This is a genomic window from Mesorhizobium sp. WSM4871 (assembly GCF_055811295.1).
This window is the reverse complement of the sequence record NZ_JBVVPU010000004.1, coordinates 340,781-363,447: the sequence shown is the minus strand read 5'-3', so window position 1 is coordinate 363,447 and position 22,667 is coordinate 340,781. Positions and strand designations below refer to the sequence as shown.

Here is a 22,667-nt window from a genome sequence, read left to right as displayed (position 1 = left end):
AACACTGCCTGTCGCGTCAAGGCCTGCTCGCCGAAGCCGACGCTCTACGACGCCGACTCTGTCCCGCCGGCCTCTCCGTCCCACGCAGCAGACACGACGCGCTTAGGCAACAGAATCCTCTTTACTCTCAAAGGGATGCGCACCAGGGGTGAATCTGTTTGAGAGGCGGGCCGCTCATTTCCCCCAGCCGGGAAAACGGTCCGGGCGCAGCCATTCCTGCGCCGGGTTACCGCCGCCGGCAAGCACGGCTTCCACCAGCCAGCGCGCCGTGGCCGGTGCCGCGTGCATGCCGATGGAGCCCATGCCGCCATGCACGAACAGGCCCTCGACGGCGGTCCTGCCGGCGACCGGAAGACCGTCGCGGAGCATCGGTCGGTTGCCGGGATAGACGTTGCTAACCCGCGGCGAACCGAGCCCGGGCAGCATGCGCAGCGTGCGGCCGGCGATCCGGCTGGCCATGTCGGTATTGCGGACGAGATCGCGGAAGGCCGGCTGCACCGACGCGCCGAGCCGGGCATCGCCGCCGCGCATCGGATTGAGGCAGATGGCTTCCACGGCCGGCTGGTCGTCGCGCTGCGCGGCGACATCGGCAAGGCCTTCGAGGCGCATCCGCCGTCCCAGTTCCTCCTGATCCGGCCAGGTCAGTTCCTCGACGATCCATGGCAGCTCGAAGTCGAGCTTGCCGAGCTGGATCAGCCAGCCGCGGCCGGCGGTGAACGGCAGGCCGGGCAGCGGCCCGTCGCCGACGGTGCGCCTGAGCAGGTCGCTCATCCACAACCCGTTGGCGATGAAGACAAGATCGGCTGATATGATGCCCTGGTCGGTCAGCACGCCCTGCACCTTGCCGCCCTTGGAGAAGATCTGGGCGACGCGAAGCCCTGTCCGGATTGTGCCGCCCGCCTCGCGGGCGGCATGCGCGAAGGCATGGGTCGCCCCCATGGGCTCCAGCGTCCAGGCGCGGCCGACGCTATAGCCGCCAGCCACCTTGAAGCCGATGCGGGGATGGTCGCGCGCGAGTTCCGCGCCGGTGAGCTTTTCCATGGCAATGCCGGCGGCCCGGTAGCGATCCGCCACCACGCCGGCCGCCTCGAAACTGGCCTCGTCCTCCGAGATGAGAAGGTGGCCGATCCTGCCGAACTCGAAAGGCACCGGCCCTTCGGCCAGCTCCGCATAGATCGCCGCGCAGGCATCGAGCATTTCGACGACTTCGCTTTGCGGGCCGCTGAGCAAGGTGCCGGTGTTGCGTCCCGATGATTCGGCGGCGATCACGCCCTGCTCGAGAATGATCGGTTTGACGCCCCGCGACGCCAGTTCGTAAGCCAGCGTGCAGCCGGCAATGCCGCCGCCGATGACGATCGCATCCACCGGTCTGGAGCCCGATTTCCTGCCACCCGGTGTAAGCGCCATGGCGTTCCCCCGTGCATAACATGCAAAGCCGTCTCGTATACTCGTATACGGGAATCCACATATCCAGGCAAGCGGCTTTCTGCTAGGCAAGGCCGGCGCGTGACATGGGTTGACGTAAACAGGGGTCGACGTAACAGGGAGGCATCGATTGCGTGGTCTGGGCGAAGGCTTGGTGCAGAAACCGCTGACGGTGGCGGAACAGGTGGCGAATGTGCTGCGCGAATCGATCGCCGACGGCAGCCTGGCGGCGGGCACGCCGCTGCGCCAGGATGACCTTGCCGAGCGCTTCGGCTTCAGTCGCATGCCGGTCCGCGACGCGCTACGCCAACTCGAGGCCGAAGGCATCGTTTCGATCCATCCGACCAAGGGCGCCCATGTCGCCAGGATGGACACGACCGAGATCAGGGAGATCTTCGCCGTCCGCGAATTGCTCGAGAGCGAAGCGCTGCGGCTCTCGGTCCCTAACCTCACCAGGGAAAAACTCGACGAGGCCGGCCATGTGCTCAACCAGATCGACGCCGAGCCGGATGTCGGCCGCTGGGGCACGCTGAACCGTATCTTCCATCTGGCGCTCTACAGCGCCTGCGGCAACGCCCGGCTGCTCGGCCTGATCGAGGCCCATCACAATGCCGCCGACCGCTACGTGCGTGTTCTCCTGTCGAACCTCAACTATCGCAGCCAATCGCAGGAGGAGCACCGCGACCTGTTGACGACCTGCCGCCACCGCGATGCCGCCGCGGCCGTCCGCGTCCTGCGCAAGCATCTCGGCGACGGCATGGCAACGCTCGCCCAGGCCGGGCCGGCGAGAAAGCCCTGATCTTTGCGGGAACGATCACGCAAGCCCATGACGCCGCGACCAAACAGCGGCCGACCGCGCCGCGAAGCCACCTCTCAGGGAGCAAGCCCCCCGGGAGTGAGCCTTTGCCGGGCGCTGTCGAAGCTCGGCCTGTGCTCGCGCAAGCAGGCGGAAGTTCTGGTCGCCGAAGGGCGCGTCAAGGTCGCGGGCAAGATCGTGCGCAACGGCTCGATGCGCGTCGATCCCGGCCGCGACCGCATCGAGTTCGACGAAAGGCGCGTCGTTGCCGAGCGCAAGGTCTACCTCATGCTGAACAAGCCGCGCGGCCTGGTCACCACCCGCGACGATCCGCAGGATCGCGGCACCGTCTATGATTGCCTGGCCGGGCTCGACCTGCCTTTCGTCTCGCCGGTCGGCCGCCTCGACAAGGCCAGCGAAGGCCTGCTCCTGATGACCAACGACACGCGCTTTGCCCAGCGCCTGCTCGACCCTGCCTCGCACGTCGCCAAGATCTATCACGTGCAGGTCGCCGCCCAGCCCGACGCGGCCCTGCTGGCGCGGCTGCGCGCCGGCGTGACGGTCGATGGCGAGCTGTTGACGGCGCGCTCGATCGGCATCCTGCGCAGCGGCACCAGCACCGCCTGGCTGGAAATCACGCTCGACGAGGGCCGCAACCGCCACATCCGCCGTATGCTGGACGCCTGCGATATCGAGGTGCTCCGCCTGCTGCGGGTGGCGATCGGCCGCTTGCAGCTCGGCGACCTCGCCAAGGGCAAGGCTCGCCATCTCACGGCCGAAGAGCTGGCGCTGTTTCGCGCTTGAAAACGGGCCATCGCGTCTGCACCGCTCCTCCGTCGCCGACAGGCGTCATTTCGCGTCGTGGAAGATGATGCCGACGGTGTGGCGCATACCCGAGCGAAGCCGACTGACACCGTGCCTGAGATTGACCCGGTAATTGCCCTTGGTGCCCTGCACCGGGCGGTTGTGGACCGCGAAGGCCACCGCGTCGCCCTGGCTGAGCGGCACCACCTCGGCCCTGCTCTGCATGCGCGGCCGCTGTTCGGTCAGCACGAACTCGCCGCCGGTGAAATCCTTTCCCGGCTCCGAAAGCAGGATCGCCACCTGCAGTGGAAAGGCAAGGTCGCCGTAGAGATCCTGGTGCAGGCAGTTGAAGTCGCCGGGAACGTATTGCAGCAACAGCGGCGTCGGCCGCGTCTGGCCCTGCTCGTGGCACTGTTGGAGGAACGCGCCATGTTCGGCCGGGTAGCGCTGGGCGATGCCCATGCGCTCGTTCCAGTCGTTGGCGACCGCGGCAAGCTGCGGATAGAGCGCGCTGCGCAACCCGCCGATCAGGTCGGGCAAGGGATAACGGAAATAGCGATATTCGCCCTTGCCAAAACCATGCCGCGCCATGTGGACATGGCTGCGGAAATGCTCCTCATGCGGGTAAAGACTGGCGATCTCCTGGCATTCTTCCGGCGTCAGCAGCTTTTCCATCACCGCGCAGCCGTGGTTGCTCAACTCGCCGGCCAGCATTTTCCAATCATATCCGGCGACCCGCGTTTGCGCCGACCGAACCGCCGCTTTCGAACCTATCGAATGGATGGTCATGGCTTTGCCTCCAATGGCTTCTTCTGCCATCAGAGATGGGCGAAACAACCCCCGCGAACCACCCGTTTCCTGCCAACCGGCCGCGCATAACAGAGGTGTCGGGTCCGTAAATTCAAGCATCGGTGGCGCCTCCTTGCTTCGCTCACGAGCACAACCTGCCTTGACATTAACATTATGGTTTCATATTTCATTTTCGTGAAACGCATTTGCGCATTGCCAAACAGGAGTCTAAAAAAGATGAGCATGGCGTTGCGGGCAGTCCCAAGATTCCTCGACGAATTGAGCACTCTTGGTGGCCTCAAGGGTACTGATATTGCAAACATCACCGAGGTTTCGAAAGCCACGGTTTCCCGATGGAAGGCCGGAGACATCAAGCCGCAGCCGCGAAGCGAGCTTATCCTGTCGGACCTGCATTACATCGTCGGCCGTCTGCAGGAATTCTACGAGGCGAGCGAAATCAGGACATGGCTTTATGCCCGGCACCCCCAGTTGAACGGGGAAAGAGCGATCGACCTTATTCACGATGACCGTAGCATCGACGTCCTCAAGGTGATCGATCGGCTTGAGAACGAGGTCTTCCTTTAATTGATGACCGCCGGAAGGAAACGACGCGATAACCAGCTCATTGACGCCATCGAGGCGATCGCTCCGGTCGAATACTCCGGAACGGTCTGGCGCGTGGTGCGCCAGGGCCGCGATCCGACCCAGTGCTCGAGCTCAGGTGGCCGTTGGGATGATGGAACATTTGACGTGCTCTACACCTCCGAAAGGCGGGAGGGCGCACTAAGCGAAATGAGATTCCACCTCACGCGCGGGCAACCGGTGGTCCCCTCACGCGTCAAGTACAATCTTTTTGAGATTGATCTGGCGTTGGAACGGGCTCTCCGACTGCTCGACCTCGCTGCGTTGCAGGCACTTGGTCTGGACACCGCGCGCTATGGGCAACTTTCCTATCAAGAGAAGAATGCTGAATATCCCAGGTCGCAAGATATCGGTGAGGTTGCACATTTCCTCGACTATGACGGCCTGATCGTCCCGAGCGCTCGATATGATTGCCTGAATGTCATTGCCTTTTGCGATCGGCTGCCGCCGGAAGCGATGACAACCAAAACCGACCACGGCGAAATCGACTGGACATAGCGCTCGGTGCTATCGCAGCGGTAAAACTGCCGAACTCCCTTGTTGGAAAGATCGGCAGCCGTACCGACAACCTTAGATCAGCTTCTCAAGCGTGATCGGCAGATCCCGGATCCGCTTGCCGGTGGCATGGAACACCGCGTTGGCGATCGCCGGCGCGACGCCGACGATGGCGAGTTCGCCCACGCCCTTGCCGCCGAGCGCCGAGGAATGCAGGTCGGGAATGCCGACCGAAATCACCTCGATGTCGGGAATGTCGGCATTGGTCGGCACGAGGTAGTCGGCGAGGTTGTTGTTGACGATGCGGCCATGGCGGCGGTCGACGATGCCTTCCTCCAGCAGCGCCTGGCCGATGCCCATGATGATGCCGCCCTTCCACTGGCTTTCGGCGAGCTTGGGATTGTAGAGCCGGCCCGAATCCAGCGCCGACACCACGCGCGACACCCTGACCGTGCCGAAATCCTCGTCGACCCGCACCTCGATGAAATGCGCGCACCAGCTGTACCTGGAATAATCGCCCTCGGTGTGCGGCAGCGCCATGGCGATGGTGGTGTAGTTCTTGTAGCGCTCCTCGGCCGTCGAATTGGCCGGCATGGTGTCGCCCTTCGCCTCGATCCGGTCGCGCCCGACGCTGGCCAGCAGCTCGGCGATCGAGACCTCCGGGCCTTCGCCGCGCGGCGAGGCGATGCGGCCATTGGCGACGACCAGCGTGTTGGCCTGCAGCGCATGGAACGGCGAGCGCGGATCGGAGATCGCCAGCCCGACCAGCTCGTCGAGCGCCGCACTCGCCGCCTTGTGCACCGCCCCGGTCATCACCCCGGCCAGCCGCGAGCCCCCGGTGACGCCCGCGCGGGCAAAGCGCGAGTCGCCGAGCTTCACGACAACATTGTCTGCCGGCACGCCGAGCGTTTCGGCGGCGGTCTGCGCCAGGATCGTGTAGGTGCCCTGCCCCATGTCGATCGACGAGCTTTCGACCTCGACCGAGCCGTCGGCCAGGATGCGCACCATGGCCTCGCCGTAGGCGCGCCGCACCGGATAGGTGCCGGCGGCGACGCCCCAGCCGATCAGCTGGTTGCCGTCGCGCATCGAGCGCGGCTGCGGGCTGCGCTTCGACCAGCCGAAACGTTCGGCGCCGGCGGCATAGGCCTCGCGCAACTGCCGCGTCGACCACGCCTTCTTGGCGTGCGGATCCTCTTCGGCATAGTTCCGCAGCCGGATCTCCAGCGGATCGATGCCGACCTCGTAGGCAAGCTCGTCGATGGCGCTTTCAATGCCGAAGGCGCTCGGGTTCTCGCCCGGTGCGCGCATCGCGCCGGGCACCACCGAATTGACCCGCACGACATTCTGCCGCGAGGAGAAATTGGGCGCCTGATACATGATCGAGGTGGTCGAGCCCAACGGCTCGACCCACATGCCGTCGATGGATGTTTCATTGACGCCGCGATGCACGATCGACTGGATTATTCCATCGGCGTCGGCGCCGATCGTCACCGTCTGCCGCGTCGCCGCCCGGCCGCCATAACCGGTGAAGGTCTGCGGCCGCGTCATCACCAGTCTCACCGGCCGTTCCAGCATCCTTGCGGCAATCGCCGCCACCGCGCCATGGCCAAGCGCCAGCGCCTTGGAGCCGAAGCCGCCGCCAATATAGGGCGACACCAGCCGCACATTCTCGAACGGCACGTCGAACCATTCGGCATAGGTGCGCGCCATGCCGTCGAGCCATTGGCTCGGCTCCCACACCGTCAGCTGGTCGCCCTCCCAGCGCGCGATCAGCCCATGCGGCTCCATCGGTGCCTGGTATTCGCGCGGCGTGTTGTAGGCGGCGCAGATCCGGACCGGGGCGGCGGCGAATGCCGCCGCCGCGTCGCCCCACTCCTTGGTCATTGCGTCGATCGGGATACCGTCGCCGGCCTTGCCATCGCTGAGGTCGACGATGGCCGGGGCCTCGTCATAGCTGACCCTGACGAGTGCCGCGGCCGCTACGGCCTGCTCGAAAGTCTCGGCCACCACTGCGGCGACATGCTGGCCTGAGAAGGTGATGTCGCGCGCCAGCGGGCAGTAGGGCGCATCCGGCGGCGGCGTGCCCAACCAGTCCGAAGCGGTTTTCAGCGGCGGAATATTGTCCGGCGTCAGCACCTTGAGCACGCCCGGCGCGGCTTGCGCAGCGTCCGTGTCGATCGAACGCACCTTGCCAGCGGCGATCGTGCTTTCGACCAGCACGGCATAGGCAAGACCGTCGAGCCGCTGCTCGACCGCGTATTTGGCGGCGCCGGTGATCTTGGCCGGACCATCGACGCGCGACAACCGGCCGCCGACAGCCTCCGTACCGTCGGAAGCATCACCATGTCTTTTCATGTGAACGGTCATGCCGTTTCTCCCAATTTAAGGATGGCACGGGCGACGACGCGCGGCGCCAGTTCGATCTTGTAATGGTTGGCGCCATGGTCGACGGCGCCTTCGACGGCGAGCAGGCTGGCGCGCTTGACGGCATCCGTGTCCAGCACCTTGCCCTTCAGCGCCGCTTCCACACCGCGCGCCCGCCACGGTTTGGTGGCGACGCCGCCAAGCGCCACGCGCAGATCACGGATCGTGCGGCCATCCGCCTCGAATTCGATACCGACGGCGGCACTTGCGGCAGCGAACTCATAGGATTGCCGGTCGCGGACCTTGAGATAGGTCGAGCGTCTGGCAGCAGCGGAGGCTGGAATGCTGATCGCGGTGATCACCTCGCCCGGCTGGATCGCATGTTCCCGCTGTGGCGCAGCACCCGGCAGCAGGAAGAAGTCGTCGACCGCGACCTGACGGTCACCGAGATGCACCATTGCATCGAAGGCGACCAGTGCAACGGCGAGATCGCCGGGATAGGTGGCGATGCAGGCTTCGCTGGTGCCGAGCACGGCATGGCCGCGCGTCACCCCGCCGATCGCCGAACAGCCGCTGCCGGGCCTGCGCTTGTTGCAGGCCGGGAAGTTTTCGCCATCGCGGAAATAGGGGCAGCGCGTGCGCTGCATCAGATTGCCGCCGATGGTCGCCATGTTGCGGATCTGCGCCGAGGCCGCCTGCCACAGCGCTTCCGAGACGGCGGGATACCGGCTCTTGATATCGGCATGGTCGGCAACGCCGCTCATCTTTGCCAGCGCGCCGATGGTGGCGCCACTGTCATTGACCGTGATTGCGTCGAACCCCCTGAGATGGCTGATGTCGACCAGCGTATCAGGCTCGGCGACACCGCATTTGGCGAGATCGATCAGCGTGGTGCCACCGGCAAGCAGCATGGCGCCCGGCAGCGCCGAAGCCTGTCGTGCAGCGTCGACCGAACTGGCGCGCAGATAGGAAAAATCCCTCATGACGCGACCTCCGTAGCTGCCTGGCGCACGGCGGCGACGATGTGCGGATAGGCGCCGCAGCGGCACAGATTGCCGGCCATGTATTCGCGGATCTCGTCATCCGACCCGGCATGGCCTTCGCGGATGCAGGCGACCGCCGACATGATCTGTCCCGGCGTGCAATAGCCGCACTGGAAGGCGTCCTGTTCGAGGAAGGCCGCCTGCACCGCGTGCAGCGTGCCATCCTCACCAGCGAGCCCTTCGATAGTGGTGACCGCCCTGCCCTCGGCCTGGGCGGCAAGCGTCAGGCAGGCCAGCACGCGCTCACCGTCGACATGCACGGTGCAGGCGCCGCACTGGCCCTGGTCGCAGCCTTTCTTGGTCCCGGTCAGGTCGAGATGGTCGCGCAAGGCGTCAAGCAGCGTAACGCGCGGCTCGACTTCCAATTCGTGGCGATGTCCGTTGATTTGAAGTTGGATGGGGATCAGGGTTTTGCTTGTCATGGGGCGTCTGGCTCCAGTTGCTTGACGCTGAGGGGTAGGGCGAAGGAATGGCGAGGCGATGGTGAGAGCTAATCTCCCTCCTTGAGGGGGAGATGGCCGGCAGGCCAGAGGGGGTCGTCTCGCAGGGAGCGCCAACCTCCACTGTCGCAAGGGAGGAGGCCGCGCTCGGTCGAACCGACCCCCACTGCCCTGCCGGGCATCTCCCCCTCAAGGGGGGAGATTATCCTGTCAACACGTGACATACCGGGTCCCCTGATTATATGATAAGGGTGCTCCACTAAAACGGAGGCGCCTCCGTTTATTACGTGGGGGCTGACCCGCATGGGTTCAAGCCCCATATTCGACAGTGGAGAAAAAATTGGCTTCACAGCCGTCCGTAACGATTGAAGACAACCCCGACGCCGCAGCGACAAGAAAGCTGCGCGCCGATGCGCAGCGCAACCGCGACCGGCTGATCGAGGTCGCCGCGGCCGCCTTTGCCGCGCATGGCGTCGATGCCTCGCTGGAGGAGATAGCCCGCCAGGCCCGCGTTGGCATCGGCACGCTCTACCGGCATTTTCCGACGCGCGAGCATCTGGTCGAGGTGGTTTATCGCCGCGAGGTGGAAGGGTTGTGCGCGGCCGCCGACGAACTCGCTTTGCATCATCCGCCCGACCTCGCGCTGGAACAATGGATGCAGCGCTTCGTCGACTACATCGCCACCAAGCGTGGCCTGTCGACGAGCCTTCGCATCCTGATGTCCACCAACTCGACGCTGTTTTCGGATATTTCGGGCCGGGTGACGCAAGCGCTCAGACGGCTGGTCGAGGCGGCGGCGGCGGCAGGCACGATCCGCGGCGATGTCGACGCCTCCGATGTCCTGCACGCGCTCGGCGGCATCTATTCGGCGCCCGACACCGAGGACTGGCGCGACCGCTCGCGGCGGTTGGTCAAGCTCTTGATGGATGGTTTGAGGTTTGGGGCTGGGAAGTCCGCAAAGGACTGATGAAGGGCGGGCAACGCTCCACCTCCTGCTCATTCGCTCCCGGACGCTCGTGGCACCACCCACGGCGGAAATTCGCTTCAGGGCTGAGGAGGCGAAGGCGCATCGGCAGGCAGCCCGTCGAAGGTCCCCGGCTCCTGCGCGGCGATCCAGCCGGCGAACGCCAGCATCGCGGCCGTCGGCGTCTTCGACTTGAGTTTGGTCAGCCAATAGCTGCCGAGCGAAATGGCGTCCGGGAACGGACGCCGTATCGAACCGTTCCGCAATTGCCGTGAGAACATCAGCGCTGGAGCGAGGGCAACCCCCACTCCTTGTTCGGCAGCCTCCATCATGGCGAGCGATGAGTCGAATACGATCGCCCCTGAGATGTTCGGCGGAACGTCCGTGCCGGCAGCCCCGAACCAGCGGCTCCATTCGTCCATGCGATAGCTGCGCAAAAGTGTAAGCTCGCCCAGATCCTGTGGCGTATGCAGCGTGGCTGCCAGTTCGGGCGTGCATAGCGGCGTCAGTGGCGCTTGGAAAAGCTCAGTCGCATCAAGGCCATGCCAGGCGCCGTTGCCAAAACGGATGGAGAAATCCAAACCTTCGGCGGCCATGTCGACGCGATTGTTGTTGGTGGAAAGCCTGAGTTCGACGAACGGATGGACACGCCGGAAATCCTCCAGCCGAGGCAGCAGCCAGCCGACCGCGAAGGTTCCGACGGCTCCAACGACGAGCGGTTCGCGCACCTTCGCCGATCCAACGCGGTCGAGCGTTCTTGCCAGGCGATCGAAGGCATCACTGACGATCGGCAGCAACGCTTCACCCTCCGCCGTTATCTTGAGACCGCGCGGAAGTCTGCGAAACAGCTGAATGCCCAACCTCTGTTCGAGAGATCGGACCTGTTGGCTCACCGCGGCCTGCGTTACCGCCAGTTCGATCCCGGCTCGTGTGAAGCTGAGATGCCGGGCCGAGGCCTCAAACGCCCGCAGCGCGTTCAGTGGCAGATAAGGTCGAACCATCGATGCCCAAGATAATCTAATAGCTGATCCGATTTATCATTGTTTGCCCTTGGTTCGAAGGGGTCATAAACCGCAACCGTTCAACTGAAAGGAACCTCCCATGCCCAGCCGACTGTCTGCCAGGATCGCTTCCAACCTCGTCGCCAGTGCGTTGATGGGGTTGTCCAGCGCCTATGGTGCGGATCAGGCCGACAGGGTGCGGCAGGCAGTCGACGACGCAATGAAGCCGATGATCGCGCAATACGGGATTCCAGGATTGGCCGTCGCCGTGACGATGAACGGCGAGCGCTATTTCATCGAGTACGGTGTGGCCGCGAAGGATACCAAGGCAGCCGTCACGCACGACACACTGTTTGAGCTGGGTTCGGTCAGCAAGACCTTCACGGCGACCCTGGCTACCTATGCCGAAGTCGAGGGCAAGCTGTCGCTCGGCGACAGCGTCAGCAAACACATGCCCGAGCTGAAAGGGAGTGCCCTCGACGATGTCAGGCTGCTGGATCTCGGCACGCATACGGCCGGCGGCTTTCCGCTCCAATTGCCCGCTGCGGTGAAGAACCAGAAGCAACTCATCGCCTACTATCGCCAATGGAGGCCGCAATTTGCTCGAGGCATGTACCGCACCTACGCCAATCCCAGCGTCGGCCTTCTCGGCATGGCGACTGCCAGGGCGATGGGCGCAAGCTCCCGGACGCTGATGGAAAAGCAGCTCTTCCCCAAGCTCGGCTTGCAGCGGACCTATATCGAAGTGCCCAAGGCGGAGATGGCATCCTACGCATGGGGCTACAACCGCAAAGACAAGCCGGCCAGGGTCACCCCTGCCCTGCTCGCGATCGAGGCCTACGGGGTCAAGTCGAACACAGTCGACATGGCCCGCTTCCTTGAAGTGAACATGGGCATCGGCAAGGTGCCGGACAGTATCGCGCGTGCGGTCGATGCCACGCACACCGGCTACTTCCGCTCTGGTGAACTCATCCAGGACCTGATCTGGGAGCAATATCCCTATCCGGTCGAGCTGGCAAAGATTGTCGCCGGCAACTCGACGAAAATGCTGGGCTCTGTCCCGGCGACCGCGATCGACCCGCCGATGGCTCCAAGAGGCGATGTGATCCTCAACAAGACCGGGTCCACCAACGGCTTCGGCGCCTATGTCGCCTATATCCCGGCCAGGAAAATCGGGATCGTGATGCTCGCCAACAAGAACTATCCGAACGATGCGCGGGTCAAGGCCGCCTACCTCGTGCTGTCACGGCTTGCCGAATAGGCCGGCTATCTGATCGCAGCGAAAGCCGCATCCGCCGAACTTTCTCGGCAGCAACACGAATTATCACGGGCGAGCCCCTCCTGTGCCCGCCCCTTCGCACGCATCACCGTCGAGACGTTTACGCGATGAGTTGAGGCCAAGCCATGAGCAGCCGGCCCGGTCCACGGCGATCACGATCGTCACGCGCTCGGCGCCGCGCCTTGCCTATGACGCGGCGCGCAGGCTCGGACGGACGCGCCGCCTGCTGGTGGCGCGCGCCTTCTCCGCCACCGCGCCGGTGATCTCGACCACGGTGTCTTCGCGCGACCTGGCGTTTGTCACCTTATGGAGCCGCTCATAGGGCAACAGTTCCTTGACCCGGGCGTTGAGCATTGCCACCTCGGCGCGCAGATCCTCGCATTCCTGCCTCTGGACATCGTGCTGAATCTGTTCGGAAGCCTGCTGCAGGGAAAGCTGCGAAAGGTTGGCGCTCACCGTCGAAAGGCTCATCTTGTCGTGCTCGTTCTCCTTGACGAGCGCGGACAATTTCTGCTCCGCGATCTGCTTTTCGGCAACCGCATCGTTCCATCGAGCCTTGAGACTGGCGATCTCGCCGGCGGCTTCGCTGTTCTCGTGCGAGGCAAGCTGCAATCGCGATTGCAGGCCCTGGATTTCAGACCGCAGGCCGCTCATCTCGGCCAGGCTGCGTTGCAGCTCGGCTTCCTTGTCGCCTTCCCTGATACGCGCCGCTTCGGTCATTTCCGACAGCTTGGCTTGCGCGACATCAAGCGATTTCTGCAGCCGCATTTCCTCTTTTTCGCTTTTGCCGAGCGCAGCCAGCAGGTCCGCAAGCCGCGCCGCGTCATTGGCGTGGATCGTCGACAGTTCATCCAGCCTATGCCGCGCCTCGGCTTCCCGCTTCAGCGCCTTGTCGAGGTCGATCGAAAGGCTGACCTGCTTTTCCCGCAGCATCTCGTTCTCGCGCGAGCGTCTGTCGACCTCGACCGTCTTGGCCGAGATCGTTTTGACGAGGTCGCCGAACTCCGCCTCGCGTTTTGCGCTCGCATTGCCTGCCACGACCAGTTCCAGCCTGGCCGCGGCCAGCGCAACGCGAAGCGCTTCCTTGTCCTCGATCAGGCTTGTCTCGCGCTGCTGCAGGGTCTCGATGGCGCTGTCGCGCTCGCGCTGCTTCTTGGTAGCGTCGTGAAGCTGGTCCGACAGCGCTCTTTGCTGCGTGGTCAGGCTGGCATTCGCCAGTTCCAATTCGTTGGCGCGAAGAATGTCGCCGTGAAGAAGCTTCAAATATTCGCCGGTCAAATGATGCGAGGTCGCGATCTCCGACAGCTTCGCATTGATCTCCCCCATATAGTCCTGCGCATCGTGGAAGAGCTCGTCGACGGCATTCAATGCGGCCAGCCGCGTCTGGGCGTGGGAAGTCAGCCGCCGCGCGGTTTCGCCCGAATTGTCCTCCAGCAGCAGCGCATTGTCCTCGGACATCGCATCGTTCTCAGGCAGCGTGTTGTCATTCCTTGCCGCGAGATTCTCGTCCAAGATACCGACCGCATCCTCCGGCGGCCACTCATCGTCCAGGCTGATACATTCATCGAACGCATTTGCCAGATCGGATTCGAGCTGCTCGAACGCTCCATCCACAACCTCGGCACGCTTGATCAGAGCTTTGAACTTCATAACCGGACTCCCTTCTCGTACAACGCCATCAGGAAGGGAGCTTTCAGGGTTTGATCCTCGCCTCCCATACAGGCCGGATACAAACTCAACCTCTCTCCCGATTGTGAGCGCATAGGGCCAAGTTCACGCTAGGCACAGGCTTGGCCACTGTCCTCGTCTGTTCGAATGACACAAACCGCGATACGACCGTCACCTTCGCAGATGGAGGCCGGATTGAAAAACGCAGGCGACGGACGCACTTACGATGAAGCCGGCTAATCACCATGCCCCCAGTACAACTTCCTCGCGTAGGGCCGCGTGGCTTCTAGCCGAGAGAGGGCGACATTCTCCTCACGGGTTGGAGACGCCGAAGCCGGCAAGTGGCAATCATCGGGCCAGGTCTTGCTTCGGCAACAGCTATTTGCCCTCGAAGAAATGATGGATCGCGGCTTACAGCTTCTCGTGAGATGACGGTTACGACTGCTGCCAGCCCAGATCAGGGCGTTCAGCCGCATCTCCTTGTTGAGAAAGTCACATTCCCGGATTCCAGCAAATATTCAGCGATCTCATAGTGCCGCCCTTGATGGCCTCGATGAGCGCGTTGTTTCGTTCCATCTTGCCCAAAGGGCCGAGAACCCCAGGGCAATTCTGATTGCCGTGCGGCCAGCGCTGTTCGCACTCGTCGTAAAATGCTAGCTTTCATTTGACGCGAAACGGTGCAAAACGGACATGAAGCCACGCAAGCCTGACGATCCCCTGGCGATTGCGATTGTCGCAACGCCGGAGGCTGCCGCCTCGGTTGTCTACGGCATCTACGAAGTCATGTCCTCGGTAGGACTCGCATGGCAGCTTTTGCACCGGCAGCACCCTGCCCCCGTTTTCAAGCCGGTTGTTCTCTCCATGGATGGCCAGCCATTGCGTACATTCAACGGTGCGACGATCCACCCGGACGGCCGTTTCGCCGATCATCCGTCGCCCGACATCGTGATCATACCGGATCTGGCGGTGATGCCGGGCGATCCAGTGCCCAACACCTATTCCGCTATCGCCGACTGGATCTGCGGAGCCCACGCCGAAGGCGCCATTGTGTGTTCCGTCTGTACGGGTTCGACCCTGCTTGCGATGACCGGCCTCCTGGACGGACAAGATGCGACCACCCATTGGGCGTGGGAGAACGATTTTCGCAGCCGGTTTCCGCGGATCAAGCTGCGCAAGGAGCGCGTGCTGGTGCCGGTCGGCGAAGGCCACCGTGTCATCACGGCCGGCAGCACGACGTCCTGGCACGATCTGCTGCTTTATCTTATCGCGCGGGTCCACAGCCTGGAGGAAGCGCGTCGCATCGCAAAGTTCTTCCTGCTGCAGTGGCATGCAGACGGGCAGCTCCCCTTCGCCTCGCTCACCGTCACGCGCCAGCACAAGGACCCGCTGGTCGGCGCCGCGCAGTTGTGGGCAGCCGACAACTATGCAAGCGCGACCCCGGTCGCGGCGATGGTTGAGCAGAGCGGGCTTACCGAGCGCAGCTTCCTGCGTCGCTTTCGCGCTGCCACCGGCCAGTCGCCCATTGAATATGTCCAGACGCTGCGCATCGAGGAAGCCAAGCATCTGCTCGAAACCACCGACATGCCGCCGGACGACATAGCGGGCGAGGTCGGCTACGCCGAGGCGTCGAGTTTCCGTCGCCTGTTCAGGAAACTTGTCGGCCTTTCACCGGCCGCATACCGCCGCCGCATGCTTCCGCCTCCGGCCGCGTTCTTCCAGGCTGCCGCTGGATAGAAAGATTGTGCACGCCGCTTGCAGCTTGACACTGGCTTGTGCGCCAACCTGTCCGTTTCGGACCGTTTATTTCCAAAGCTGACCTGTTCCCTCAAGCTCCTCCCGCATAGACACCAGCCACCCAAGTGGAACCCGGCTCGCCGCTCAACGACACCAAGTGGAGGGCACGTCGGCAACCATCTGGAGACGACCAATCTGTCGATGCTGGCCCGCAGCCGTCCTCGAAAATGGACGTGCCCGATCTCGTCGTCAGACTTCGCTCGAAGCCACTGAAAAGCTTCGGAATTTAACAAACCGGCCGAACCATCAGGTTCGCCCGAACCCGTTCGCCTGCCTTCAAGAGGGGGGGTGAACCTGAAAGGAAACGACCATGAGACTGACCTACATCGCTGCAGCGTTCGCTGTTGCCTCTCTCGCTTTCGCAGCGCCGGCCAAGGCCCAGCAGATGCCGACGCCCGAACAGACTTACAGGGACGTTCAGGCTGCCTACGGCTTCGTGCCGGGCTACGTGAAGGCATATCCGAAGAGCGCCGTCGCCGGTGCCTGGGCCATGAGCAAGGGCCTTGCAGCGGACCCAAGCAACAAGCTCGATCCGAAAGTCAAGTCGCTGATCAACCTCGCGGTCGCGGCGCAGATCCCCTGCCAGTACTGCATCTGGCTCGAAACCAGCCTCGCCAAGAAAGCAGGCGCGACGGACGAGGAAGTCGCCGAAGCCGTCGTGCAGGCAGCCTATGTGCGCCACTGGAGCACGGTGTTGAACGGTCTCCAGGTGGATTTCGAAACCTTCAAGGCCGATTTCGGCGGCGAATAAGAGCAGGTCTCGACTGTTCTATCCAGGGCGGCTGCTCGCCGCCCTGCATAGAACCTCGGAACAACAGGCCTGCGAATACCGGCAAAGGCATCGCCGGAAAGGACATGAACATGGAACTTTTGGTCAACTTTGCGAACATTCTGTATGTGATCGCGTATTTTACCATGGATATGCTTCGCTTGCGTCTCCTGACTATCGTGGCAGCCTGCTGCCTGGCAACATATTTCTATAGCCAGCCAGAGCCAATGCTTAACGTGGTCGCCTGGAACATGTTCTTCATCAGCCTGAACATGCTGCAGATCTTTCGCCTCCTCAAAAGCCGGTCGACGCCGCTTGCGCGAAAGTGATTGCTGGTCGCTTCGCGCCGGCGGTTGGCTGTAGTGGGAAGCGAGGCTTACTTGCCTTCGAAGAAAGTATGGATCGCCGCTTCGAGCTTTTCGCTGAGGTGACGGTTACGGCTGCTGCCTGCCCAGATCAGGGCGTTCAGCCTCATCTCCTTGTTGAGAAAGTTCACTCTCCCGGAGCCCAGCAAATATTCCGCGATCTCGTAGTGCCGGCCCTTGATGGCCTCGATGAGCGCGTTGTTTCGTCCTGTCTTGTCCGTCTTCGCCACCAGAAGCGCAGGTGGATCGGCGCCGTGCGTCCTTGTCCTCACATTTTCCTGATAGCGACTCGCCTTGGCGGGCATTGAGACTAGATAGAGCGTGCGCCGGGCGGAACGATGGAGAAGGACCTGAACATGCCTGAACAAACCACCTTGAAAAGACCCGAACAAATTGCCTTGAACGACGGGTCCGTCATTCCCCAGATCGGCCTTGGCGTGTGGCAGGTCGATCCAGCCATCACGGCGCAAGTCGTCGGCTGGGGAATCGAGGCCGGCTACAGATTGATCGACACCGCCCAGGGCTATCAGAACGAGGAAGGGGTCGGACAGGCAATCCGCGCGGCCGGCGTGCCGAGACGCGAGCTGTTCATCACCTCGAAGCTGCGCAATGGCGCGCATCAGCGTGACGCCGCCCTGCTGGCTTTCGACGAGACCATGAGCAAGCTCGGCATAGACCGGATCGATCTGTTCCTGATCCACTGGCCGGTACCCAGCCAGGATAAATATGTCGAGGCATGGAAGACATTGATCGACCTCAGGCGAGCCGGCCGCATCAAGTCGATCGGCGTCTCGAATTTCAACCAGGACCATCTGGAGCGGATCATCGGCGAGACCGGCGTGACGCCCACGGTCAACCAGATCGAACTGCATCCCCGCTTTCAGCAGCGCGACCTCAGGGACTACCACTCCCGGCACGACATCCGCATCGAAAGCTGGAGTCCGCTGGGCAGCGGCCGGCTGCTGAGCGACCCGACCCTTGCGGGCATCGCCAGGAAGCACGGCAAGTCGGTGGCCCAGATCATCATCCGTTGGCATCTTCAGGAAGGGCTGATCGTCATTCCAAAGTCGATCCATCAGGAGCGGATCGCCGCCAACTTCGATGTCTTCGATTTCGAGCTGGGACCGAACGACCTCGAGGTCATCCGCGGCATGGACTCGCCCGACGGCCGCAACGGCCCGAACCCTGCCACGGCGGCATTTTTGTTCTGAAGGTCAAGCCCGAGAGCCGACGGCGACGCTGCTGATCTACCTCCTATGGGAAGATTGGCAGCGTCGCCCTTCGGATGGACAAGGGGGTGGATGGCCCCCTACCGGGCCTGCCGGCCGGAAATCACCCTCAGCCAGGGCGTCAGATGGAAGGCGCTCATCAAGAGATACATCGCCGGCATTCCGGTTAGAGGCAGGCCGGTAAACGGCGAGGCATTCGCGCCCATGCACAGCATCGCAGCATCGTCACTAAAAATGGTGAGCAGCGCCATCAGGGCGAAGGTCGGGGCCGCGGCAAGGCACAGCCAGTCGGCAATGCCAGGGGCTGCCGCGCCAGTTGCGTTTGCGTTTTCGCCGGGGAGCGCGCTGCCGACATCTCTATGGATCGTGCTCATGATCTGTCTCCTGCAATAGAGCGCTGGCGCTAGCCAATGGGAGCGGAGCTCCGGCGCCACTCGCAAACGGCGCCGGCTGCTCCCCCCAAGTCCATCGCCCTAGTCGTCCTTGTCCCGGAACGCCGCCTCGCCGGCACTAGACACCTCGTCCCATTTCTTGTCGGGCGCGGCATCGTAATTGTCGTGCCAGTTCCACCATTTGTAGGTCGGGGTCTGGGGATAACCTTCGGGCGAGTCCTCCCAAACCTCCTGGCGGCCGAGCGGCGTCGCGTCGAGATAGCTCCAGACGGTGCCCATCGCCTCGTCGCCGCGGTTGTTGATGAAGTAGGTGCGGAAGATGCGGTCGCCGTCGCGGATGAACACGTTATGGCCGTGCCACTCGTCGACGCCGAAGTCGGCGTCGAAGCTGTCGGTGATGGTGTACCAGGGCATCTCCCAGCCCATCCGCTTCTTCAGCCGCGCAATGTCGGCCTGCGGCGCACGTGAGGCGTAGGCCAGCGTGGTGTCGCGGGCGTTCAGATGGGCGAGATTGCCGACCTGATCGGCTCCAAGCGAACAGCCGCGGCAGGCGTGATCCGGCCAGCCATGCACGCCCGGCTCGAAAAAGGCGCGGTAGACGATAAGCTGGCGGCGGCCCTCGAACAGGTCGAGCAGGCTCGCCTTCCCGTCAGGCCCTTCGAACGTATAGGCCTTCTCCACCGCCATCCACGGCATGCGCCGGCGCTCGGCGGCAAGCGCGTCCTTGGCGCGCAGCGTGGCCTTTTCCTTCACCAGCAGCTCTTCGCGCGCCGCTTCCCAGGCTTGCTGCGAAACGACAGGTGGTGTCTTCATTGCGGTGTGCGTGGTCATGGTCTTCTCCTTGCCAGCCTGTGTCGTGCCACCGGCGCGACGTGTTGTTGCTTGCGGTTCGTGAGATAGAGTAGGCGCCTTGCGCTGGAAGGTGGGAGTTACAAGTGTGACGGGATTTGGTGTGCCGGGATTTGGCGTGACGGGATTTGAATGGACTCGCTGATCACGGCCGCGGCACTGGCGCTGGCGGCGGGTGATCCGCTCGGCGCGCTCGACCGCGTCGCCTTGCGCGAGGACGCGCCGGCACTCGCCTTGCGCGGCATCGCCATGGCGCAGCTCGGCGATTTCGATCGCGCCAAGCTGCTGCTGCGGCGGGCCGTGCGTGCCTTCGGCCCGAAGGAGGCGGTGGCGCGCGCCAGATGCATCGTCGCCGAGGCCGAGATCGCGCTGGTCTCGCGTGACCTCGGCTGGCCGGCCAAGGCGCTCGACACTGCGCGGGCGACGCTGGAAAAGCATGGCGACCGGCTGAACGCCGCACATGCCGGACACCTCGAAGTGCGGCGTCTGCTGCTGATCGGCCGGCTCGACGAGGCCGAGCATGTGCTGGCCGGGCTCGATCCGGCGCCACTTCCGCCGGCCTCCAGGGCCGCGCATGAACTGGCTGTCGCCGGCATCGCGATGCGGCGTCTCAAGACGAGAAAAGCCCGCACGGCGCTGGAGTGGGCACGCCATGCCGCCCGCCAGGCCGGCATCCCGGGCCTTATGGCGGAGGTCGACAGCGCGTTCCTGGCGCTGGAGACGCCGGCGGCGCGGCTCGTCGCACAGGGTGAGGAGCGCCCGCTGCTGCTTGAGGAAGTCGAGGCGTTGCAGGCCTCGTCGGCGCTGGTCGTCGATACCTTCCGCTATGCCGCGCGCCAGCAGGAAACCACGGTCTCGCTGGCAACGCGCCCGGTGCTGTTTGCGCTGGCGCGCGCGCTCGCCGAGGCCTGGCCTGGAGATGTGTCGAGGGCGACGCTTATCGCGCGGGCCTTCGGCGGCAAGCACGCCGATGAATCGCATCGCGCGCGGCTGCGGGTCGAGATCGGCCGGCTGCGCGCGGAACTGCGGATGCTGGCCGACATTGGCGCGACGAGCCGGGGCTTTGCGCTGGCGCCGCGCCATGCCGGCGAGGTGGTGGTGCTGGCGCGGCCGATCGAAGAGCGGCACGCGGCGGTGCTTGCCTTCCTTGCCGATGGTGAATCCTGGGCAAGCTCGGCGCTGGCGCTGGCGCTTGGCGCCGGCCAGCGCAGCGTGCAGCGCGCGCTGGAACAACTCGCCGAGGCCGGCAAGGTGCAGTCGTTCGGGCACGGGCGGGCGCGCCGCTGGATGACGCCGCCAGTGGCCGGATTCACGACCACCTTGTTACTCCCGGCGCCGCTGCCGAATGGATAAGAAAGCATCACGAACATGGTGAGGATAGCGACATGAAACATGCAGCGGCCGAAATCCTGCGCGAATACGGACCCTTTCCGGAGGTGGAGAGCGTGCATGGGGTGAGCTTTGACGGAAACAAGGTATGGTTTGCCTCGGGTGACAGACTGACCGCCTTCGACCCGGCGAGCGGCGAGACATTGTGCACGATCGATGTCGCGGCACACGCCGGCACCGCCTATGACGGCCGGCACCTGTTCCAGCTCGCCAAGGACCGTATCCAGAAGATCGACCCCGACACAGGCCAGGTGCTGGCCACCGTCCCGGCGCCTGGCGGCGGCGGCGATTCAGGGCTGACCTGGGCCGAAGGCACGCTCTGGGTGGGGCAGAACCGCGACCGCAAGATCCACCAGATCGACCCCGAGACAGGCGCAATTCTTCGCACCATCGAATCCAACCGCTTCGTCACCGGGGTGACATGGGTTGACGGCGAGCTGTGGCATGGCACCTGGGAGGGCGACCAGAGCGATGTGCGGGAGGTTGATCCGCGGACCGGCGAGGTTCTGCAGCGGCTGGATATGCCGGCCGGCAAAGGCGTGTCCGGGCTCGAATCCGATGGCGGCGATTGTTTCTTCTGCGGCGGCGGACCCGGCGGCATGGTGAGAGCGGTACGCCGGCCCAAATGAGCCGCGGCGGCTAGCGCCTATTGCGTGAGCTTGTCCGTTCGCCTTAGAGACCGTTTCGAAATTCGCTCTGGCGATTCATATGGTGGTGGTTTCGAGAACCGGAGCGCAGCGGACATTTGGGTCCGTGAGCACCGGAAGCGCAGAAAACGCCATCAGATGGCCGCCAGAGTAGAATTTCCAAACGGTCTCTCAGATCCCGGAGCCGTCGAGCAGCGGCACGTCCTCGCCTTCCCAGGGTGAAGGCATCGACCCCCTGCTCAGATTGGCCGACGGCAGCGGCATCCAGCATTTCAGCTCCGGCTCGGCATATTCGACCACGCGCCCCGGCGAGGAGTCGGAGGCGCGCCAGCCCTCGGCGCCGAACTGGTCGGCCCGCGACCAGTAAGCTAGGTCGACTTCCGCCGGCCCCTGTTCGGACGGTCTGACCGTGACCAGGATCCGGCTGCCATCCCTTGGCGCGCTCGCCATGTGACGCCAACGATCGGGCTCGTCCATTGCATTCTCCTGCATCCTGCGCGTCCATCAAGGTGGAGTGTCGCTTTGCGCCCGGGAGCGGTCAACCCGAACTTTGCAAGGAAACGCCGATATCGTCGCCGGCCTGCATGCCTAGCGCGACGAGATCTCGCGGTCAGCGGGCAACTTTGGCCCTGACTGCCCAGGCTCTCGTCTTCATGGGAATGGATCCGCCCTTGCCGCGCGGCAAGCTGTCGCGGAGGCTTTCCATCAATCTCTGGCGCGCTTCCGGCGCGAGGCTCATGCAATAGCCGGGTGCTGGCCCCGCGCCCAGGGTGAAGGGATGCCAATAGTCCTCGAAATCCCTGAACACGGCCGGCACCTCGATCCTGGTGCAGTCGACGGCAACGAGGCCGGCCTTGCCTGCGAGATCGGTCAACCCGTCGGGCGTGCAGAAGGGGAAGCGCCGGTCCTCGGTGAGGTCGGCGGCGGCGGGATCGAGGGCCTTCGCGGCGGTCCAGAAGGCGCGCATGAACTCCACGCCGCCGCCGGGATAATCCCATACATAGAAGCCAACCGTCGCTCCGTCGCGGGCGACCCGCCGCATTTCGGCCAGCGCCTTCTCCTTGTCAGGGATGAAATTGAGGACCAGCGCCGACACGACCATGTCCTTGCTGGCGGATTCCACGGACAGGGCCTGCGCATCGCCTGCGAGAAACGCGACGCGTTCATCCGCCACGTTTGCCCGCGCCTTGGCGAGAAAGCCCTCCGACGGGTCCAGCGACACCAGGCTCCCGGGGTTGCAACGCGCCAGTATGGCTGCCGAAAGCGCGCCGGTTCCGCAACCCACCTCCAGCCAGTCCAGCCCTTCCGCCGGATCAAGCCAATCGAGGAACAGGGGAGCGATCTGACGGCTCCATCGTCCCATATAGAGGTCGTAGCTATCCCCGGCCTGCCAGGCGTCGTGACGCGCTGCCTCAGCCATCGCCATCTCCTTCCCGAGACAATCCCAAAGGATGATCGTGGCAAGGATACGCTCCCCTGCCTGCCTGGACCAGAGGGCCAGGAAGGCATGAGCCGGGTGGCGT

Annotated in this window: 24 protein-coding genes; 12 read left to right on the top strand and 12 right to left on the bottom strand. The window is 63.9% G+C overall.

Annotated features, from left to right (window positions below):
* Nucleotides 1-174: 174 nt before the first annotated feature.
* Nucleotides 175-1,407 carry an NAD(P)/FAD-dependent oxidoreductase gene (locus AC0L2H_RS11050; protein ID WP_473590225.1) on the bottom strand — a complete coding sequence of 411 codons (1,233 nt, stop codon included), beginning with the start codon at nt 1,405-1,407 and terminating at the stop codon, nt 175-177.
* A gap of 148 nt (nt 1,408-1,555) precedes the next feature.
* Between AC0L2H_RS11050 and AC0L2H_RS11045 the strand changes: the two genes are divergently transcribed.
* Together AC0L2H_RS11045 and AC0L2H_RS11040 are read left to right on the top strand one after the other, a co-directional pair.
* Nucleotides 1,556-2,224, top strand: coding sequence for a GntR family transcriptional regulator (locus AC0L2H_RS11045; protein WP_473590224.1), 669 nt, complete (start codon nt 1,556-1,558; stop codon nt 2,222-2,224).
* Between the two features lie 96 nt (nt 2,225-2,320).
* The gene (locus AC0L2H_RS11040; protein WP_473590223.1) at nt 2,321-3,025 is read left to right on the top strand and encodes a pseudouridine synthase; all 705 of its coding nucleotides are present in this window, start codon (nt 2,321-2,323) and stop codon (nt 3,023-3,025) included.
* Nucleotides 3,026-3,070: 45 nt separating this feature from the next.
* On the opposite strand, the gene AC0L2H_RS11035 is transcribed toward AC0L2H_RS11040, so the two are convergent.
* Nucleotides 3,071-3,814, bottom strand: coding sequence for a 2OG-Fe(II) oxygenase (locus tag AC0L2H_RS11035; RefSeq protein WP_473590222.1), 744 nt, complete (start codon nt 3,812-3,814; stop codon nt 3,071-3,073).
* Between the two features lie 237 nt (nt 3,815-4,051).
* Here AC0L2H_RS11035 and AC0L2H_RS11030 point away from each other — a divergent pair, with 237 nt between their 5' ends.
* Both AC0L2H_RS11030 and AC0L2H_RS11025 read left to right on the top strand, forming a co-directional pair.
* Nucleotides 4,052-4,399, top strand: coding sequence for a hypothetical protein (locus AC0L2H_RS11030; protein WP_473590221.1), 348 nt, complete (start codon nt 4,052-4,054; stop codon nt 4,397-4,399).
* 3 nt (nt 4,400-4,402) lie between these two features.
* Complete coding sequence (locus AC0L2H_RS11025) at nt 4,403-4,954, top strand: RES family NAD+ phosphorylase (protein WP_473590220.1); 552 nt, start codon at nt 4,403-4,405, stop codon at nt 4,952-4,954.
* 72 nt (nt 4,955-5,026) lie between these two features.
* Here AC0L2H_RS11025 and AC0L2H_RS11020 read toward each other — a convergent pair whose 3' ends face one another.
* Genes AC0L2H_RS11020 through AC0L2H_RS11010 form a run of 3 tightly spaced genes read right to left on the bottom strand, consistent with a single transcriptional unit; the run spans nt 5,027 to nt 8,780 of the window.
* Nucleotides 5,027-7,318: a xanthine dehydrogenase family protein molybdopterin-binding subunit gene (locus AC0L2H_RS11020; protein WP_473590219.1), complete on the bottom strand. Its 2,292-nt coding sequence runs from the start codon at nt 7,316-7,318 to the stop codon at nt 5,027-5,029.
* Entirely contained in the window at nt 7,315-8,298 is a 984-nt protein-coding gene (locus tag AC0L2H_RS11015; protein WP_473590218.1) for an FAD binding domain-containing protein, read from the bottom strand. The genes AC0L2H_RS11020 and AC0L2H_RS11015 overlap by 4 nt, the downstream gene beginning before the upstream one ends.
* Nucleotides 8,295-8,780, bottom strand: coding sequence for a (2Fe-2S)-binding protein (locus tag AC0L2H_RS11010; RefSeq protein ID WP_473590217.1), 486 nt, complete (start codon nt 8,778-8,780; stop codon nt 8,295-8,297). The genes AC0L2H_RS11015 and AC0L2H_RS11010 overlap by 4 nt, the downstream gene beginning before the upstream one ends.
* Nucleotides 8,781-9,138: 358 nt before the next feature.
* Between AC0L2H_RS11010 and AC0L2H_RS11005 the strand changes: the two genes are divergently transcribed.
* Nucleotides 9,139-9,765 carry a TetR/AcrR family transcriptional regulator gene (locus AC0L2H_RS11005; protein WP_473590216.1) on the top strand — a complete coding sequence of 209 codons (627 nt, stop codon included), beginning with the start codon at nt 9,139-9,141 and terminating at the stop codon, nt 9,763-9,765.
* A 77-nt stretch (nt 9,766-9,842) separates the two neighbouring features.
* Here AC0L2H_RS11005 and AC0L2H_RS11000 read toward each other — a convergent pair whose 3' ends face one another.
* Nucleotides 9,843-10,763: a LysR family transcriptional regulator gene (locus AC0L2H_RS11000; RefSeq protein ID WP_473590215.1), complete on the bottom strand. Its 921-nt coding sequence runs from the start codon at nt 10,761-10,763 to the stop codon at nt 9,843-9,845.
* Between the two features lie 100 nt (nt 10,764-10,863).
* On the opposite strand from AC0L2H_RS11000, the gene ampC reads away from it, so the two are divergent.
* Complete coding sequence (gene ampC, locus AC0L2H_RS10995; protein ID WP_473590214.1) at nt 10,864-12,024, top strand: class C beta-lactamase; 1,161 nt, start codon at nt 10,864-10,866, stop codon at nt 12,022-12,024.
* Nucleotides 12,025-12,228: 204 nt separating this feature from the next.
* On the opposite strand, the gene AC0L2H_RS10990 is transcribed toward ampC, so the two are convergent.
* Nucleotides 12,229-13,692 (bottom strand): coiled-coil domain-containing protein, encoded by a 1,464-nt coding sequence (locus tag AC0L2H_RS10990; protein WP_473590213.1) that lies wholly within the window; start codon nt 13,690-13,692, stop codon nt 12,229-12,231.
* A 708-nt stretch (nt 13,693-14,400) separates the two neighbouring features.
* Between AC0L2H_RS10990 and AC0L2H_RS10985 the strand changes: the two genes are divergently transcribed.
* From AC0L2H_RS10985 to AC0L2H_RS10975, 3 genes are all read left to right on the top strand, one after another.
* The gene (locus tag AC0L2H_RS10985) at nt 14,401-15,444 is read left to right on the top strand and encodes a GlxA family transcriptional regulator (RefSeq protein WP_473590212.1); all 1,044 of its coding nucleotides are present in this window, start codon (nt 14,401-14,403) and stop codon (nt 15,442-15,444) included.
* Nucleotides 15,445-15,814: 370 nt separating this feature from the next.
* Complete coding sequence (locus tag AC0L2H_RS10980) at nt 15,815-16,255, top strand: carboxymuconolactone decarboxylase family protein (protein ID WP_473590211.1); 441 nt, start codon at nt 15,815-15,817, stop codon at nt 16,253-16,255.
* Between the two features lie 104 nt (nt 16,256-16,359).
* Nucleotides 16,360-16,602 (top strand): hypothetical protein, encoded by a 243-nt coding sequence (locus AC0L2H_RS10975; protein WP_473590210.1) that lies wholly within the window; start codon nt 16,360-16,362, stop codon nt 16,600-16,602.
* A gap of 47 nt (nt 16,603-16,649) precedes the next feature.
* Here the strand turns inward: AC0L2H_RS10975 and AC0L2H_RS10970 are convergent, their stop codons facing one another.
* A complete protein-coding gene (locus tag AC0L2H_RS10970; RefSeq protein WP_473590209.1) occupies nt 16,650-16,910 on the bottom strand; it encodes a hypothetical protein in 261 nt (86 codons plus the stop codon).
* An 84-nt stretch (nt 16,911-16,994) separates the two neighbouring features.
* Between AC0L2H_RS10970 and AC0L2H_RS10965 the strand changes: the two genes are divergently transcribed.
* Nucleotides 16,995-17,849 carry an aldo/keto reductase gene (locus tag AC0L2H_RS10965; protein ID WP_473590208.1) on the top strand — a complete coding sequence of 285 codons (855 nt, stop codon included), beginning with the start codon at nt 16,995-16,997 and terminating at the stop codon, nt 17,847-17,849.
* Between the two features lie 98 nt (nt 17,850-17,947).
* On the opposite strand, the gene AC0L2H_RS10960 is transcribed toward AC0L2H_RS10965, so the two are convergent.
* On the bottom strand, nt 17,948-18,241 hold the full coding sequence (locus AC0L2H_RS10960; protein ID WP_473590207.1) for a hypothetical protein: 294 nt from the start codon (nt 18,239-18,241) through the stop codon (nt 17,948-17,950).
* A 99-nt stretch (nt 18,242-18,340) separates the two neighbouring features.
* The gene (locus tag AC0L2H_RS10955; protein ID WP_473590206.1) at nt 18,341-19,090 is read right to left on the bottom strand and encodes a DUF899 domain-containing protein; all 750 of its coding nucleotides are present in this window, start codon (nt 19,088-19,090) and stop codon (nt 18,341-18,343) included.
* 150 nt (nt 19,091-19,240) lie between these two features.
* Between AC0L2H_RS10955 and AC0L2H_RS10950 the strand changes: the two genes are divergently transcribed.
* Both AC0L2H_RS10950 and AC0L2H_RS10945 read left to right on the top strand, forming a co-directional pair.
* A complete protein-coding gene (locus tag AC0L2H_RS10950) occupies nt 19,241-20,461 on the top strand; it encodes a helix-turn-helix domain-containing protein (protein WP_473590205.1) in 1,221 nt (406 codons plus the stop codon).
* Between the two features lie 32 nt (nt 20,462-20,493).
* Nucleotides 20,494-21,126, top strand: a complete 633-nt coding sequence (locus tag AC0L2H_RS10945) for a Vgb family protein (RefSeq protein WP_473590204.1) — start codon at nt 20,494-20,496, stop codon at nt 21,124-21,126.
* Between the two features lie 189 nt (nt 21,127-21,315).
* Here AC0L2H_RS10945 and AC0L2H_RS10940 read toward each other — a convergent pair whose 3' ends face one another.
* Together AC0L2H_RS10940 and AC0L2H_RS10935 are read right to left on the bottom strand one after the other, a co-directional pair.
* A complete protein-coding gene (locus AC0L2H_RS10940) occupies nt 21,316-21,621 on the bottom strand; it encodes a hypothetical protein (protein ID WP_107650992.1) in 306 nt (101 codons plus the stop codon).
* A 133-nt stretch (nt 21,622-21,754) separates the two neighbouring features.
* Entirely contained in the window at nt 21,755-22,564 is an 810-nt protein-coding gene (locus AC0L2H_RS10935; protein ID WP_473590203.1) for a class I SAM-dependent methyltransferase, read from the bottom strand.
* Between the last annotated feature and the right edge of the window lie 103 nt (nt 22,565-22,667).

Bases quoted from the DNA above. Each gene is read 5' to 3' on its own strand.
- AC0L2H_RS11020 (WP_473590219.1), bottom strand. From the start codon at position 7,318: ATGACCGTTCACATGAAAAGACATGGTGATGCTTCCGACGGTACGGAG.
- AC0L2H_RS10935 (WP_473590203.1), bottom strand. From the start codon at position 22,564: ATGGCTGAGGCAGCGCGTCACGACGCCTGGCAGGCCGGGGATAGCTAC.
- AC0L2H_RS10945 (WP_473590204.1), top strand. From the start codon at position 20,494: ATGAAACATGCAGCGGCCGAAATCCTGCGCGAATACGGACCCTTTCCG.
- AC0L2H_RS11000 (WP_473590215.1), bottom strand. From the start codon at position 10,763: ATGGTTCGACCTTATCTGCCACTGAACGCGCTGCGGGCGTTTGAGGCC.
- AC0L2H_RS11035 (WP_473590222.1), bottom strand. From the start codon at position 3,814: ATGACCATCCATTCGATAGGTTCGAAAGCGGCGGTTCGGTCGGCGCAA.
- AC0L2H_RS10965 (WP_473590208.1), top strand. From the start codon at position 16,995: ATGCCTGAACAAACCACCTTGAAAAGACCCGAACAAATTGCCTTGAAC.
- ampC (WP_473590214.1), top strand. From the start codon at position 10,864: ATGCCCAGCCGACTGTCTGCCAGGATCGCTTCCAACCTCGTCGCCAGT.
- AC0L2H_RS11025 (WP_473590220.1), top strand. From the start codon at position 4,403: ATGACCGCCGGAAGGAAACGACGCGATAACCAGCTCATTGACGCCATC.
- AC0L2H_RS10985 (WP_473590212.1), top strand. From the start codon at position 14,401: ATGAAGCCACGCAAGCCTGACGATCCCCTGGCGATTGCGATTGTCGCA.
- AC0L2H_RS10955 (WP_473590206.1), bottom strand. From the start codon at position 19,090: ATGACCACGCACACCGCAATGAAGACACCACCTGTCGTTTCGCAGCAA.
- AC0L2H_RS11030 (WP_473590221.1), top strand. From the start codon at position 4,052: ATGAGCATGGCGTTGCGGGCAGTCCCAAGATTCCTCGACGAATTGAGC.
- AC0L2H_RS11010 (WP_473590217.1), bottom strand. From the start codon at position 8,780: ATGACAAGCAAAACCCTGATCCCCATCCAACTTCAAATCAACGGACAT.
- AC0L2H_RS11015 (WP_473590218.1), bottom strand. From the start codon at position 8,298: ATGAGGGATTTTTCCTATCTGCGCGCCAGTTCGGTCGACGCTGCACGA.
- AC0L2H_RS10950 (WP_473590205.1), top strand. From the start codon at position 19,241: ATGGACTCGCTGATCACGGCCGCGGCACTGGCGCTGGCGGCGGGTGAT.
- AC0L2H_RS11050 (WP_473590225.1), bottom strand. From the start codon at position 1,407: ATGGCGCTTACACCGGGTGGCAGGAAATCGGGCTCCAGACCGGTGGAT.
- AC0L2H_RS10990 (WP_473590213.1), bottom strand. From the start codon at position 13,692: ATGAAGTTCAAAGCTCTGATCAAGCGTGCCGAGGTTGTGGATGGAGCG.
- AC0L2H_RS10975 (WP_473590210.1), top strand. From the start codon at position 16,360: ATGAACATGGAACTTTTGGTCAACTTTGCGAACATTCTGTATGTGATC.
- AC0L2H_RS10940 (WP_107650992.1), bottom strand. From the start codon at position 21,621: ATGGACGAGCCCGATCGTTGGCGTCACATGGCGAGCGCGCCAAGGGAT.
- AC0L2H_RS10980 (WP_473590211.1), top strand. From the start codon at position 15,815: ATGAGACTGACCTACATCGCTGCAGCGTTCGCTGTTGCCTCTCTCGCT.
- AC0L2H_RS10960 (WP_473590207.1), bottom strand. From the start codon at position 18,241: ATGAGCACGATCCATAGAGATGTCGGCAGCGCGCTCCCCGGCGAAAAC.